At 61.9% G+C, this 15,285-nt stretch carries 11 protein-coding genes; 4 read left to right on the top strand and 7 right to left on the bottom strand.

Annotation, left to right across the window (positions count from 1 at the left end):
• Window positions 1–169: 169 nt before the first annotated feature.
• The 5 genes from J2D73_RS12180 to J2D73_RS12200 all read right to left on the bottom strand — a co-directional run bounded on the left by J2D73_RS12180 (window position 170) and on the right by J2D73_RS12200 (window position 7,423).
• Window positions 170–1,354 (bottom strand): serine hydrolase domain-containing protein, encoded by a 1,185-nt coding sequence (locus tag J2D73_RS12180; RefSeq protein WP_207881817.1) that lies wholly within the window; start codon window positions 1,352–1,354, stop codon window positions 170–172.
• Entirely contained in the window at window positions 1,354–2,919 is a 1,566-nt protein-coding gene (locus J2D73_RS12185) for a serine hydrolase (RefSeq protein WP_341535083.1), read from the bottom strand. Before J2D73_RS12185 ends, J2D73_RS12180 begins: the two co-directional genes overlap by 1 nt.
• A gap of 522 nt (window positions 2,920–3,441) precedes the next feature.
• Window positions 3,442–5,370, bottom strand: coding sequence for a threonine--tRNA ligase (thrS, locus tag J2D73_RS12190; protein WP_207881819.1), 1,929 nt, complete (start codon window positions 5,368–5,370; stop codon window positions 3,442–3,444).
• Window positions 5,371–5,434: 64 nt separating this feature from the next.
• Window positions 5,435–6,367, bottom strand: coding sequence for a glycosyltransferase family 9 protein (locus J2D73_RS12195; RefSeq protein WP_207881820.1), 933 nt, complete (start codon window positions 6,365–6,367; stop codon window positions 5,435–5,437).
• A 9-nt stretch (window positions 6,368–6,376) separates the two neighbouring features.
• Entirely contained in the window at window positions 6,377–7,423 is a 1,047-nt protein-coding gene (locus tag J2D73_RS12200; protein ID WP_207881821.1) for a hypothetical protein, read from the bottom strand.
• Between the two features lie 105 nt (window positions 7,424–7,528).
• Between J2D73_RS12200 and J2D73_RS12205 the strand changes: the two genes are divergently transcribed.
• Both J2D73_RS12205 and J2D73_RS12210 read left to right on the top strand, forming a co-directional pair.
• Complete coding sequence (locus tag J2D73_RS12205; protein WP_207881822.1) at window positions 7,529–8,818, top strand: glycosyltransferase family 4 protein; 1,290 nt, start codon at window positions 7,529–7,531, stop codon at window positions 8,816–8,818.
• Window positions 8,819–8,923: 105 nt separating this feature from the next.
• A complete protein-coding gene (locus J2D73_RS12210) occupies window positions 8,924–9,778 on the top strand; it encodes an aldo/keto reductase (protein ID WP_207881823.1) in 855 nt (284 codons plus the stop codon).
• Window positions 9,779–10,035: 257 nt separating this feature from the next.
• Here J2D73_RS12210 and J2D73_RS12215 read toward each other — a convergent pair whose 3' ends face one another.
• Together J2D73_RS12215 and J2D73_RS12220 are read right to left on the bottom strand one after the other, a co-directional pair.
• Complete coding sequence (locus J2D73_RS12215; protein WP_207881824.1) at window positions 10,036–10,572, bottom strand: GNAT family N-acetyltransferase; 537 nt, start codon at window positions 10,570–10,572, stop codon at window positions 10,036–10,038.
• A gap of 12 nt (window positions 10,573–10,584) precedes the next feature.
• Window positions 10,585–11,991 carry an MFS transporter gene (locus tag J2D73_RS12220; protein WP_207881825.1) on the bottom strand — a complete coding sequence of 469 codons (1,407 nt, stop codon included), beginning with the start codon at window positions 11,989–11,991 and terminating at the stop codon, window positions 10,585–10,587.
• Window positions 11,992–12,563: 572 nt separating this feature from the next.
• On the opposite strand from J2D73_RS12220, the gene J2D73_RS20825 reads away from it, so the two are divergent.
• Both J2D73_RS20825 and J2D73_RS20830 read left to right on the top strand, forming a co-directional pair.
• Window positions 12,564–13,256, top strand: a complete 693-nt coding sequence (locus tag J2D73_RS20825) for a LamG-like jellyroll fold domain-containing protein (RefSeq protein WP_243429900.1) — start codon at window positions 12,564–12,566, stop codon at window positions 13,254–13,256.
• Between the two features lie 1,244 nt (window positions 13,257–14,500).
• Window positions 14,501–15,172, top strand: a complete 672-nt coding sequence (locus J2D73_RS20830; protein ID WP_243429910.1) for an SGNH/GDSL hydrolase family protein — start codon at window positions 14,501–14,503, stop codon at window positions 15,170–15,172.
• Window positions 15,173–15,285: the final 113 nt, after the last annotated feature.

Consider the following 15,285-nt stretch of genomic DNA (forward strand, 5'->3'; position numbering starts at 1 on the left):
AATTCAGACTTATTTCATTCGCACAAAACTGCGTGCGGCGGCTGGAACGGTTATGGGTTCCAGCCGCCGTCAGATTTCTCGTATTGCAACTTTGTCTATATACATAAAACCATATTCAAAGGAGGGAGGCCGCCCTCAACAGACGTCCGCAGTGCAGCCTCTCGCCAGCTCAGATCGAAAGCGACCTCGCCACGGCTGTCGCGACGTCCTTACGTAGACGCACCACCCCTCCATGGCCGTCCGGATGCACCCGATTGGTCAGCAGAGTCACAAAACAATTATTTTTCGGGTCGATCCACAATGATGTTCCGGTAAACCCGGTATGGCCAAATGACTCTTGCGAAAAGCGCTCTCCACGCGGCGTCGCATAACGCGAGGAGATATCCCACCCAAAGCCACGCTGTTCGGCGCGCCCAGCGGGTTGCTGCGGCGTGGTCATCATCATCAGCGTCCCTCGCGAGAGCGGGAAACGGCTGTCACGCCCGGCGCGACGATCGAGCAGCGCCGTAGAGTACGTGGCCACATCCGTCGCTGTCGAGAACAGCCCTGCATGTCCAGCATAGCCGCCCATCCGGCGCGCTGTCGGATCATGCACGACCCCGCGCAACATGACGCCGTGTTCGTCGAACTGGGTCGGCGCCACCCGCGCGCGCGTCGACGCCCCCGGCAAAAAGGCTGAGTCCCTCATCCCCAGCGGCGTCAGAATATGCGTCGCGGCGTAATCTGGAAGCGTTCTTCCGCTGATGCGTTCGACAAGAAAACCCAATGCTATGAAATTGATGTCGCTGTAAACGAACGTCTCGCCGGGCGGATGGATCGGCGTTGCTGCAACGACGCGATGCCATGCCTGCGTCCGCCCCGACCACGGCTGGTCGAGCGCAAGATCGGGCGGCAGGCCAGAATAATGCGTCAGCAACAGCCTCAGCGTGATCGCCGCCTTTCCGTTGGCGGCGAAGTCCGGCAAGTAGCGGGCGAGCGGCTGGTCGACGTCCAGCTTGCCCTGTTCGACAAGCTGCATAACCGCCAGAGCTGTGATCATGGGTTTGGTGAGAGACGCCATGTCGAACACGGTGTCCCAGGTCATCAGTTCAGCGACTGGCGTTACGGCGCGGCGACCGAACACGGCGCTGTGCACGATGCGACCGGACCGCCCCACTGCCAGCACCGCGCCGGGACATGCGCTCGTGGCGATCGCGTCACTTACTGCGGCGTCCGCCGCCGCGAACGACGGTTCTGGAGCAAACAGCGGCGTCTCACCCACGCGGGACACACAACCTGCAAGCAGCGCTCCGGACGTCAGAAGGCCGGCCGTACGCAGCGCCAGACGGCGCTCCTGATTTACTGCACGCTCCATCACGAATGGTCCGAAATCTTGCGCGGATGCAGATCCTGAGCGTCAAAGCTGAAATCCGATCCTAAAAGCTGCATCTTCATTCCTGTAATTTTACCTTCGACATCGCGCTCGAACTGCACGTAGCAATCGTCCTCGCCATCCTGAGCGCGATTGTCCCAACGCGCGACAAACAGGTCGTGCGGCAGGGCCGATAATGTTCCCGCCAACCCATCAGCTTTCGAGAATGTCAGCCGCAGGTCTCCTCCACGCCTTGTGACGAAAATATCGCCGCGCCAGTCGTCGCGATAGGCGCCAAGGTAATCCCGCTGCTCGTCCGACGAAAGTTGGTGAAAGGGCCGAGCGGGAGAACCGGGACCACGAACCGACGCCTGCTCAGCGTTCGCCGCTTTCTTCGCGTCCTCTTCCTTTTTCCAATGCCCGATCCAGTCGTCGCTTCCGCCCTTCACAACGTAGGAACTCAGGGTCGTCGCTATTGAATAGGTTGCGTTGTGATCGTCGTGATTGGTCAGAACGACAATCGCGGTCCCGAGTTCGGGCAGGAAATTCACATAGCTGACCATGCCGTTGATCGTGCCGGTGTGCCAGACGCGCCGTTGTCCGTAAAAATCTTCGATGAACCAGCCATATCCGTAAGCCCGGAAATGCGTTTTCGTCGCCTCCGCCGTATCAGGCAGCGGCAGCAAGGCGTGCGGCGCCCAGACCTCATCGCGTCGGGCGCGGCTGAAGATCGTCTTGCCCTCCGGCGTAACGCCGCCGTTGAGATAGATCTGCGCCCAGCGACTAACGCCGTCCGCGCTGCACCACACGCCGCCAGCGGGCGCCACTGCGGGTAGTCTCAGCCCTTCGCGAACAGGCAAGGGACCGCCTTCCCCCTGCCCCGTCGCGACATCAGCCTCCTCACGGGTCGGCGGCGTGCTCTGGCATGCGGGCAGGCCTGCAGCGTCGATCAAACGCGACTGCAAAAATCGCTCCCAGCTTTGTCCACTCACACGCTCGATCACGGAGCCTGCAACGACGTAAAGCAGGTTGTTATAGGCGTATGTGGTCCTGAACGGCGCTGTGAAAGGCATAGAGGGTAGCGCCGCGAGGACCTCCTTGCGTGTGAACGTGCTGTGGGAAAACAGCATGAGATCGCCCGCCCCCAGTCCCATGCCGCTGTGATGGGTCAGAAGGTCGGAAATCCGAAAATCGCGCGTGATCCACGGGTCCGATACGCGAAATTCAGGCAGATGATCGATAACGCGGTCGTCCCACCGCAACTTGCCCTCGTCGACCAGCACGGAAAGCGCCGTGGTTGTGAACTCCTTGCTGTTGGAGCCAATCGCAAACAGGGTGCGGGCGTCTACCGCCGGACTGGCCTTGTCTTCCGCGCGACGACCATAGCCGCGCGTAAAGACGATCTTTCCGTCATGCACAATGCCGATGGCGATTCCGGGAACGTCGAACGCGCGTCGCGTACGTTCAACCGTCGTGTCGATGATCGCCTCGGTCAAACCCGGAGGAAGCCCGGCCTGCGCGGACGCGGGCACAGGCGCAGCTACGGCGGAAGATGCGCCTGTGATCACAGCGACAGCAATAAACTCTTTGGAGCAGAGACACACCCACCGACAAAACGCATTTGTTTTCATAATGAGTTTTACGACCGCCCCGGAAACGTCACGCCTCCGGAAAGATAAAGCATGAAACGCCGCCGCCGCCCATCACGAAACGCGGCTGTCTCCCAATTTCCAGCCTGTTGGCATTTATGTCGGCTGTAGCTACGCGGGGAGCGTAAACGATCGTATCTGATGACGGCTCAGCCATAGCGGGGCAAATCGCTCACTCCCTGCGGTAGCGAGTTCGCCACGACTGCGCTGTCGAGTCACTGCGCCAACGTATCAGTATCCTATTCGCAAGCGCGTCGCCGCAAAACGCTGCGTTTGTTCATATAGCTGACGAACGGCCATATCGCCGCTCTACCTGGGAAAACAGGTCTTCGCCAAACCGGCGGGGCCTTCGAGGCCGGGATGGTTCGTTTGAGACCCGACGGCCACCACCGCCAGAAGAAAAAAGTCCGGACGTATGGCGGCCTTATCGATCCATGACGATCAGCCGTGCCGCAGGTCAGGCGGCGTAGCCTCTTTGGCCAGCGCCTCGGTAGCTTCGGCGAGAGACAGCATCTGCTGCTCCGCGCCGCCAAGACGGCGCATGGCGACCGTCCGGGCCTCGGCTTCCTTGCGACCGACCACGAGAATAACCGGAACGCGCGCAAGGCTGTGCTCGCGAATCTTCGCGTTGATCTTCTCGTTCCGGACATCCGCTTCAACGACGAGCCCGGCCTTGCGCAACGTCTCCACGACTTCGAGCGCATAGGGCTCGGCGTCCGAGACGATGGACGCCACGACAACCTGCGTCGGCGCCAGCCAGAGCGGGAACTTGCCTGCATGTTGCTCGATCAGGATTCCGATGAATCGCTCGAACGAACCCAGAATGGCGCGATGCAGCATCACCGGACGATGGCGCGCGCTGTCCTCTCCGACGTAGGATGCGTCCAGACGCTCCGGAAGCACCATATCCACCTGCAACGTGCCGCACTGCCAGTCACGGCCGATTGCATCGCGCAACACGAACTCCAGCTTCGGGCCGTAGAAGGCGCCTTCGCCCGGGTTATGCTCGTATTCTACGCCCGCGATGCGGCAGGCGTCGATCAGCGCGCTCTGCGCCCTCTCCCACGCCTCGTCCGACCCGGCGCTTGCTTCCGGCCGGTCGGCGTATTTCACCCGGAACTGCTCGAACCCGAGATCGCGATAAACGTCGGCGAGCATCGCGACGAAGCGGACCGTCTCATCGGCGATCTGGGCTTCGGTGCAGAAAATGTGCCCGTCGTCCTGCGTGAATCCGCGCACGCGCATGATGCCGTGGAGCGCGCCAGAGGGTTCATAACGGTGACAGCCGCCGAATTCCGCCATACGCAGCGGCAATTCGCGGTAGGAGCGCAAGCCATGGCGGAAAATCTGCACATGGCACGGGCAGTTCATCGGCTTGAGGGCGAGGGTCTTGTCCTCGTCCTCGACCGTCGCGATGAACATGTGGTGGCGATATTTGTCCCAATGACCCGAAGCTTCCCACAGCGAGCGGTCGACAAGTTGCGGGGTGCGCACCTCGTCATACCCGGCGCGGACCTGGGCGCGGCGCATGTAATCCTGCAATACGGTGTACAGACGCCAGCCCTTCGCGTGCCAGAACACCTGCCCGACGGCTTCTTCCTGAATATGGAAGAGATCCATCTCCTTGCCGATCCGGCGATGGTCACGACGCTCCGCTTCTTCAAGCTGCAGCAGATGAGCGTCCAGCTCCTTCTGATCGCGCCAGGCGGTGCCGTAGATGCGGGTCAGCATCGGGTTGCGATGGTCGCCGCGCCAGTAGGCGCCCGCCACCTTCATCAGCTTGAAGGCGTTCCCGACATCCGCCGTGCCGCGCAGATGCGGACCGCGGCACAGATCGAGCCATTCGCCCTGACGGTAGATCGAGATCTGCTCGTCCTCCGGCAGATCGCGGATCAGTTCAGCCTTGAAGCGCTCTCCGCGCGCCTCGAAAAACGCTATCGCCTCGTCACGGGGCCATACTTCGCGCACGAACGAAGCGTTCGCCGCAACAATCTCGCGCATCCGCGCTTCGATGGCGGCGAAATCGTCCGGCGTGAACGGTTCGTTGCGATAGAAATCGTAATAGAAGCCGTTTTCGATGGACGGGCCGATGGTGACCTGAGTGCCGGGATACAGAGACTGCACGGCCTCGGCCAGCACATGGGCGGCGTCATGGCGGATCATCTCCAGCGCGGCTTCGTCCTTGCGGGTCACGAAGCGGATCGCAGCGTCCGCTTCGACCGGCAGCGCCATGTCGCGCAGCTTTCCATCGACCTCGATAGCGAGCGCCGCCTTGGCGAGTCCCGGGCCGATCGACGCGGCGATCTCCGTGCCCGTCACCGGTCCGTCATAGCGGCGCACGGTTCCGTCGGGCAGGGTGATGGCAAGCATGGTTCAAGCTCCGGTACATGATTGAAACCCACGACGCATGACGCCGGGGGCCACTGTAATGGCGTCAGCCGAGGGCGGAGACAACCCTATCGACCGAAAGAGTCGCCATATCGTTTACGCGGATCACAGTGACCTGTCCCGGCCGCATGCCAAGAGGGGCGGTCAGGCCCGGATCGCTTTCCGAAGAAAATAGCGCGACGCAACGGGCCCCCATTGCAGCAGCAAGATGCATGGGACCGGTATCGTTGCCTATTGCGAGTGACGCTCGCGCCGCCAGACCGGCGAGATCGGGAAGGCTCGTCTTCCCGGTCAGATCGAGCGCCTCCGGGCAAGCCTCACGGATAACATGCGCCAGCGGAGCGTCGTCAGTTGAACCGACAATCACGGGCAGCACCCCCCTGTCCGCCAGCACACTAGCGACGCGGCCAAAACCTTGTGCGGCCCAGCGTTTTCCCGGTCGATGCGGCGCGGCGCCCGGTACGATCAGAGCATAATCGTCCTCGATCATTGGTCCGCGGGCCGCCAGCCAGTTCAGGTCGGGCGACGGAACGTCAGGCAAGCCCGCCATACGAAGCTGATCGCGCTGTCGCGTGCGGGTATGCATTTCATTACGAAATGGATTGGCGTGGAGCAGGCTCGCGCCGCGAGCAATACCCGACCACGGAGGACGTCCCGCCAGAGGGTAATACCAACTCGATCGATTGGACGTCTGCAGATCGTAGACCTGGTCGAATCCCCGTAACGCGACACGCAGGCGGTCCATTCCACGGCGATCGAACAATTTTGGGCGGGTGTCGATTTCGATTGCATCGAACCATGGGCTGGCGGCGGCGAGCTCAAGGAAAGGCCGCGTGCTTAGCAGCGTGATCGCCGCATCAGGATGATGCGCCCGGATCGCGGCGAAGGCGGGAAACGCCTGTACGAAATCGCCCAAGGCGCCCAGTTTGATGACCAGAATGCGCGCGGGCGCACTGGCGCATTGCACAGCCGTCACCACGAAAACATCTCAGGGCGCTGGTTTCAGCGACATATTGTCCGCGTCTCGACGCAGGGTCGGTGCCGCTGGAGAGCGCGAAACGGCAGTCGACGGCGTAGTGGTGGTTCGCACGACAGACCCGACCGGCGCAGGCGAGGCAGTCGCTGACGCTGACGCTGAACTGGCCGGACCCAACGCCGTATCCGGGTCGGACGCCAGCAGCGTCAGATCCTGATTCGCAGAATCCCCCTCGTGCGTATCGGGAGCCAGTTCGACCACACGTTCCCAGTCCTGACGTGCGCCCAGACCGTCGCCCAGACGCTGCCGGATCACACCTCTCTCAAGCAATATGGACGGATCGTCCGGAGAAGCGGCGGCGGCGGCGTCGATATCAACGTGGGCCGCCCGCAATCTCCCGAGCATGCGCTCCGCCGTCGCGCGCAACAGGCGCGTATCCGGCAGGTTCGCAGCGTCGGACGGTATCGAGGAAACATCCGACAGGACTTCCTCGCTCCGCCCCAGCCGCAACAGGGCCCGATCGCGCACCAGACGCAGAGGCGTCGATGTCGGGGCGAGCCCTAGCCCGAAAGCCGCCGACGCTTCCGCTCGTGAAGGACGCCCCGCCGCGAGCCAGGCTCGCGCGGCGTCGGTGGCGGCAGCGGCCCTAGACGCGTCCGGATCGGTATCCACCGCCGCTGAGCCGCTGCGCGCCAGATCGTCGAGAATCGCTGCGGCGGCCGCAGGGTCGCCCATATTCACTTGCGCCAGAGCTTCGCACCGTTTCGCCGCCCGCTCACGCCCCGCGACGCGATGGGATGCTATATAATCGAATGTCTGTTCCGGGTCGTCGTCCAGAAGGGCCGCGCATTCGGAGAAGACGAAGGGCGGCTGCGGCGCGTGCGATGGGCGAGCCGCCTGCGCCGGTTGGCCGCTCAGAGCGCCCAAAATAGGCAGGACCGCGAGCGAACGCGCAGCGCTCCCCCCGAAGGCGGGGAGACCGGTCACGCTCTGGCGGATCGGCGAAGAACAAACGGCCATGCCGCAATTGACCGCGTCCGCCGCCTTCCGGTCAAGCACGATCGCGGCGGGCCTCCCGCCGCGAGACGAAGAATCAATAAAGTGTTAACCCTTCACCGCACAGCGGATGCAGCACGCGCCAGAGCGTGCTAGGGATCGAAGGTGATGACTGCATCCGCTTATCGTCCTGTGATTCTGCAAGTACTTCCGTCGCTTGACGCAGGCGGCGTGGAACGGGGAGCCTTGGAGATGGTCGAAGCCATCGCTCAGGCTGGCGGAAGAGCTCTCGTGGCGAGCGCCGAAGGGCGACTCGTTCCACGGGTGGAATATTTAGGCGGACGCCACATCTCGCTCAGGCTCGGCGACAAGTCGCCTTTGGGCATTCTTCGCAACGCACGACGGCTCATGGCCCTCATCGCCACCGAGGGCGTGACGCTTGTGCATGCGCGTTCACGCGCCCCTGCCTGGGCCGCGCGCCTCGCCTGCAGATCAACGAAGACGCATTTCGTGACGACATGGCACGGCGTTCACCATGAGAAATTTCCGGGTAAAAAAACCTACAACTCCGTTCTCGCATCAGGCGAACGGGTCATCGCCATCAGCGACTACATCGCCCAACGCCTGTCCCGCGACTACGGCGTCGGATCGGATCGCCTGCGTGTCATACCGCGCGGCGCAGACACCCGGCATTTCAATCCGGCGCTGGTTCGCGGCGACCGTATCCAGAACCTCGCCGAGGCATGGAACGTAGCCGCAGATCAGGCCGTCATTCTGATGCCCGGCCGCCTGACCGAATGGAAAGGACAGGCGTTGACGCTCGACGCGCTGGCGATCATGGCGCGGGAAAACTGGACTGACCGGAATTGGGTCTGCGTGTTCGTCGGCGACGGAGCCCGCGACAACGCATTCGCAGAGCGCCTCGGCGCCAAGGCGGCCTCGCTTGGCCTGACCAACCGCGTGCGATTTGGCGGTCATTGTTCGGACATGGCTGCAGCCCTTGCTCTCGCTGAGGTCGCCGTTGTGCCCTCGCTCCGCCCGGAGCCGTTCGGCCGCGTGGTGGTCGAGGCGCAGGCTATGGCGCGCCCAGTCATCGTAGCGGCTCACGGCGCCGCCATGGAGACGGTGACGCATGGCGAAACCGGCTTGCTGTTCCCTCCCGGAAACGCCCGCGCCTTCGCCGAAATGCTGGCGGGTACGCTGTCCGCAACGCCCGAGCAGCGCGCAGCGATGGGCGAGCATGCGCGCCAGAACGTTCTGGCGCACTACACGACCGCAACCATGCAGCGCGCAACGTTGGCGGTATACGACGAAATTCTTCGTTCACAATTTGTAGAGACGTGGGACGCCACGCTGTCGGGCGACGCCGGGAATCACACCAACATCGGCGTCGATGCGCGCGAGAACGTCGCAACGCCCGCCTTCACCACCCAGATCGTCCCCGGTCAGGTTTATTGACGTCGCCTGAAATCGGCGCGTTGATCACACAGCAGTCATCGTCGGCAGCGTAGTCGGCGAGGAACGATCGTCGGCACATGGCGTTCGGGGCATGGAGGTCGGGTCATGACAAAAACGGTCAAGCTCAAAAATGGCGTTGAAGTCCCGGCGCTCGGCATGGGTGCGTGGAACATGGGCGACGACCCCCTACGCCGCATAGAGGAAATCGAGAGCATTCGGACCGGGCTGGATCTCGGGCTGCGCGTCATAGACACGGCTGAAATGTATGGGAATGGACGGTCGGAAGACCTGGTGGGCGAGGCCATCCGGGGGCGTCGCAGCGACGTCTATCTTGTCACGAAGGTTCTACCCTCCAACGCATCGAAGCGCGGCGTCGCACAAAGTTGCCGCGCTTCTCTGGAACAACTCAGGACCGATTACATCGACCTCTACCTGCTGCACTGGCGTTCCTCGATCCCTTTGAACGAGACCATCGAAGGGTTCGAGCGCCTGCGCGAAGAGGGGCTGATCCGCGACTGGGGCGTCTCCAACTTCGACATCGACGACATGGGCGAACTTTTCAGCGTCGATCAGGGCGAAAAGTGCGTAAGCAACCAGATACTATACAGCCTCGACCACCGCGGCGTTGAGTTCGATCTTCTGGGTGAGGACGCGCAGCGCAACGTTGCGACGATGGCTTACTCCCCCATCGGTCAGGGCGGCATTCTTCTTCGCAATGAAACACTGGCCGATATCGCCAGAAAGCACACGACGTCGCTCGGACAGGCGACCCCTGCTCAGATTGCGCTGGCGTGGGTTCTGCGTCGTTCGAACGTCATCGCCATCCCGAAAGCTGCGACGGTGAGGCATCAGCGCCAGAACATCGCTGCGCAGGAAGTAACGCTGTCCGATGACGATCTCGCAGCGCTCGACACGGCGTTTCCACCGCCGAGAAAAGCCATGTCTCTGGAAATGATCTAAAGATGCTTTGGGCCGCCTGAGGCTTCGGGTTTTCGTCCGATGTCCGCTCTCGGTTTTGAAGGACCACAAGCTTTTTACTGCTCAGGAAAATACTTCTAGCAGGATGTCTTTATATAATCGTTGGCTGCTTGCTCTTTCTTTCCAAGAAAGAACACAAGAAGACCGCAAACAACGCCCACTAGAGCGAAGACGCGCAGCAGGCGCGACAACCACCGCGCCCTCACTGCTAGCATGTCACATAGCTTCCTCATCCAGCCTCACCCCAGCCTTAGCGACATCGCGCACCGCTGATCCGGCGGCAATCCCCGCTCCGCCTCTTCCGTAAGAAGATTATGCAGGCGCGCAGACAGACGGTCCTGCGTCAACGTCAAAAAACCAAAACGCGCATAGAATTTCTCGTTAAATGGAAGATCACGAAAAGTCGTCAATGTGATGGACGTTCGCTCCAGCAGGACCGCGACGTCAATCACCTTTTGCATCAGGGCCGCCCCAACGCCCCTTCCCTGCGCGTCGAAACACACCGACAATTCATCCAGATGAAGGGCTTCCCCGGCGTCAGTCGCGACAGCGAACCCCACCAACTCGCCAGAAATTTCTGCGACCCAACTTACCCCGCCGCGGATGGCGGCACGATGCTCGGCCTCCGACATTACGGCGTCGGCGGCGATCCACTCCAACCCCGGAACCTGAAGAAACGCCTGTGCGGCTGATCGCTCCACATCGGGAAGCAACGGCGCATCTGTTTCCCGTCCAGCCCTCACCAGAAGACCTGAGGCGGCATTCCAGTCTGACAACGAAGAACGCTCCTACCCTGAGGTCGCGCGAGACCTGTTTCCAACGAGTCTGGACGCGCTGAGCAAAGCCGCCAATGCGGCGCAAGCCGCCGCTCCGTCGAGGCATTCGACTCCGCCATTCGGCGCCGCAATCCGCAAAGTCGCCGCAACGGCGATCGCTCCCAACGTCTGTCCGCCTTGCCGCGAAACCTGCACCATACCGCTCGCTCCACCTTCCCGTCCCGCTGGCGCCCCGAGCATCATCGCGCGATTATTCGGGACCTGAAACAGGCCGAACCCGAAAGCCGCGACGAAAATGCGCGACCCGATCGCGAACGCTCCCGGCTGATCCGGCAGCAACCGCAACGCGACGAAACCCACCGCCGTCAACAACAAGCCCGCAGAAGACAGCACGCTTGCAGGAACCTTGTCTGACAGACGTCGCGTCATCGTTGACGACGTTATGAGTCCGAACGCCCACGACGTCATCAAAAGACCTGTGGCCGTAGCACTCCATCCATAATCCTGATGCAGTGTAAAAGGCATCGAGATTATGAAGAAATTCGAGGCGACATATCCGATCAGGCCGGTAAGAAATGCGACGCAAAACGCTGGGCCGCGAAGCAGGTCGACCGGCAGGATCGGATGGACGAGACCAGATTCACGCCGGGTCAGCGCCACTAACGCCGCAGATCCTGCCACCAACAACATCAACTGCACAGACCAACTCGCACCATGAGCGAGGCCGTCAGCGCCCAGACCGAGCGCCGTGAAAGCGATCACGCACAACAACGCCCCCAACGCGTCCGGCATGGAGCCGTGAGCGGCTACGCGCGGCAGCGACGCGTAGCCGAGAAAGAGTGTCAGCGCGCCCAGAGGGATGTTGATCCAAAAGAGCCATGGCCACGTCGCCACCGCGAGCACCAGTCCCGCAACGGTCGGACCCAGCGCGAGCCCAACGCCGACAATGACAGTGTTGAGCGCGAGGCCACGCCCAAGTTCCGCATGTGGATAAATAAACCGGATCAACGCAGTGTTCACGCTGAGGATACAGGCTCCGGCAAGGCCCTGCGCCGCGCGTGCGATCGACAGAAACAACAGGCTTGTCGACATGGCGCATCCAACCGACGACGCCATGAACAGCACAACCCCGAACAGGCAGAGACGCGCATAACCTACCCGCGCGCCCAAAGCCGCGAGTGGCAAAAGCGAGACGAAGCTTGCCAACTGGTACGCGTTCACTACCCAGATCGACGCCGAGGACGACGCATGCAGATCCTGTGCGATTTCCGGGAGAGCGACGTTGGCGATCGCATAATCGAGGAGAGCCAGCAGCAGGGAAAGCGAAACCGCGATCACGGCCTTTGCTCTTGTGGCGGGGGGCAGCCCGTCTGCGACGACAGCCTCTGAAACGACGGAGTTGGGCGTCTGGGCAGGCATGGAAGGTCCGTTCGACTACAGTTTCTTTTTGACAGGAGACGACCCTGCGTAATGCGAGACGCCGAACACTCCTCGACGTGAGTCATCATCCCCGTTATCGGAGCAGCATTCTCTGTGGCACGATACTGCGCAGGATGCATGTCATCAGATGGTGATCCGAAGCATGCGCCTGTTCCGCCGACAACGACGACCAATACAAATGACAACCCGGCGCAGCAAAACCTGCGCCGTCAAATAACCTGAATAAAGACAGTGCTGTCAGAAGGCACATGATCGGGAATTTTCGGAACATCGTTCTGGGGTCGGATAAATACGCTTCACCGTTTCGCCGTTACCCCTCTCTGCTTCCAGCGCCATTCCTGCGGGTCCAGAGGCGGCGCGTCGGACCGAGCCGTTTGAACAAATATTGAGAAAGAGCGCCAGCCTGCGCGCCGATATGGCTGCGACGGCTGGTCCGCTTTTGCGAGAGCCGCACAGCATGTCCCTCCCCATCGTTTTCAAAAACCTTTCATCTTCCCAGATACGAATGTCGCGTGCGGTTTTTCGTCGCCGCCTTGGGAGGACGCTGACGCATGGCGCATGATCTCACCCTCAACAGCGCCGCGACGTTCGCGACGAGCCCGATTTCGACCTTCGGGCAGGCCCTGCAATCCGGAGGATCCGGAGTCTCCGCCGCCGCTCTGTTCTCGGCTGCCGGCACGTCGCTGGAAATTGAGTGTGTCATTGAATATGCGGCCGCTCCGTCAACCAATGCGATTATCGCAATGCAGGACTATCTTTTCGCGTTGGCCTTTACGTCGGCCGGAAAAATACAGGCGTGGATCGGCTATGTCGGCGGAACCAACGCGAGCATAACCAGCCCAAACACCTACGCTGACGGCAAGAGCCACCGCGTAGCCCTTATCTACAGCAACGCGACCATGCTGTTGTTGGTGGATGGCGCGGCCGTCGCCACCGCCGCCGTCTCATCCACGGTGCAGGCGGCCATGTCGTGGACCAAGCAGGTTTTGGCGTCGGCTTCTATCCGGGCTCAAGCAAACCATACACAAATGCTGGCGTCATCGATGAAGTGGCGATCTTCTCTCCCGCTCGGGACAGCGGCGCCTATACACCGACGACCAGCCCTTACACCGGCGCAGAATCCGGTCTCGTCGCGCTGTATCACCTCGATGGAGATGGAACTGATTCCGCCTCCGCCACTGTCACAAGCGCGCTCTCCGGCCCTGCGCGCGCACCGACAGGGAGCGCCAGCACATTCGTTCTGACACTTGGTAGCGCAGCCCTGACCTCTGCGGTCACATTCACGCCGTCCGATGCGGGCGCCGGCGGTGTGTTCTCACCGACCACGATCAGCATCGCCGCCGGCGCCACGACCGGTTCGTTTTCCTATACGCCTGCGGCAGCCGGCGCCGTTTCCCTTTCCGCGACAAACAGCGGCGGCGTCATCAACCCGCCCGCGCTATCCCTCACAACATACGCCCCCCTTTCCCTGAGCGGCGTCGCGGCTACAGCGGGAAGCGCGTCAGTCACCATCGCCGCTACCTCGGCAATGACGGGCGGCGACGGGATCGCCTCAGGGTACGAATATCGACTGTTTCGTGCGACCGCCGCAACGGGATTGCCGCCAGCCAGTACGGCGGCCACGCCGCTTTTCGAGTGGACCGGGCCGTCCGTCGGCGATCACAGCGCGGGCTGGACGCCTTCGTTCACCGATACGACGGGAGCGACCGGCGCCACGTATTACTACGCCATCGAAGGCGCGGATCACTCGGGCGACGCCGCGTATTTCGCCACGTCCTCGGTCGTCTATCCGCAGGGAGCGACGACCAGCACAACCTATTCATTGAGCGGCCCCAGCGCACTCACTGTCGGCAGCTCCTCCACTTACACGCTGACGCCAAACGGCTCTACCGGACCATCCGCCGATGTCGTCGTAACGCCCTCCTGGCAGCTGAGCGGCGTTTTCTCCCCTCTGACGGTGACGCTGCCCGCAGGTTCGACGGCCGCGCACACGTTCGCATTCACGCCTTCGGTGGCCGGGTCCGGCGCTCTCGGCGTCACAAACAACGGCGGTCTTCTCGATCCTGCGACGCTTGCTGTAACCGCCGCCGCGTCCAGCACGGAGGTGATCATAACGCCCGACAACACAGCGATCACGTATTCACCCTATAACTGGCAGGTCGGTTCGCAGGTGGCGGCTTCAATCAACCCGGGCGCATATCTGAACTTCTGCTTCACCGGAACCAATTTGCAGATCGCATGCGACGTGACGCAAAATCTTGCGCCGTTCCCGCAGATTTGGGTGACAATCGACGGACAGGCGCCGCAACTGTTCACTGCCGCAGCGACCATCACGCCCATCATCCCCGCCGCGACTGCATCCTGGCCGGTCCATACGGTCGAGATTCAATTCAAGTCTGCGACATGCACCCAAAGCCGCTGGTCTCCGCAAAATACCAGCCTGAAAATCACCGGCTTCACGCTCGCCCTCGGTGCGGCCGTCAGCCCGATGACCGCTTATACGAAAAACGTCCTGATCTACGGCGACAGCATCAGCGAAGGGTATCTGTCCATCTCGGCCGTTGGCAGTTCGACCGACGCCAGCGTTAGCGACTCCTCGCTCGCCTGGGCTTACAGGCAACGCGCGGCGCTCGGCGCGAATATTGGCGTCGTCGCATTCACCGGCTCCGGTTTGACAGTCACAGGGAACGGAAATGTTCCGCCGCTCACGACGACGTGGAACATGCTCTGGGGCGGGCAGTTCAGAAATTTCTCACCGGCTCCTGATCTCATCGTTCTCAACGAGGGGACGAACGATGGCGCAAAAAAAGCCACGACGGCGGCTGTGCAGGCGGCCATGACGACTGTGCTGCAAAATCTTGTCGCCACGTGTCCTGCGACCCGTATCGTCGTCCTCCAACCATATCAGGGCCACGCGACCTATATGACCGCCAATGAACTCGACACCGTGACAACCGGACTGCAGGCCGCCGTTGCTGCAGTCAACAATGCGAACGTAACTTTTGCGCCGACGACGGGGTGGTTCACTGCATCGATGCCATCCGCAGACGGAACCCATCCTCTGGGCATTTCAACCGCCGCGTCAATTGCGCCCCGCGCGGCGGCCACGCTCGCACCCGTGCTGACGTCGAGCGCTACACGATCGTTTTTTTACTACTGAGGTCGACACGAAACAGGACGTCGGCAGTCGAGCGTAGCAGCTCTCATTCACAGCTGCTTACCGAGCGCGGGACGCGTTCGGTAAGCCACAACGGTCATTCGCCGTAGTTTTTT

The sequence above is a fragment of the Acetobacter sacchari genome, assembly GCF_017377715.1.
In the GTDB taxonomy this organism is placed as follows: domain Bacteria; phylum Pseudomonadota; class Alphaproteobacteria; order Acetobacterales; family Acetobacteraceae; genus Acetobacter; species Acetobacter sacchari.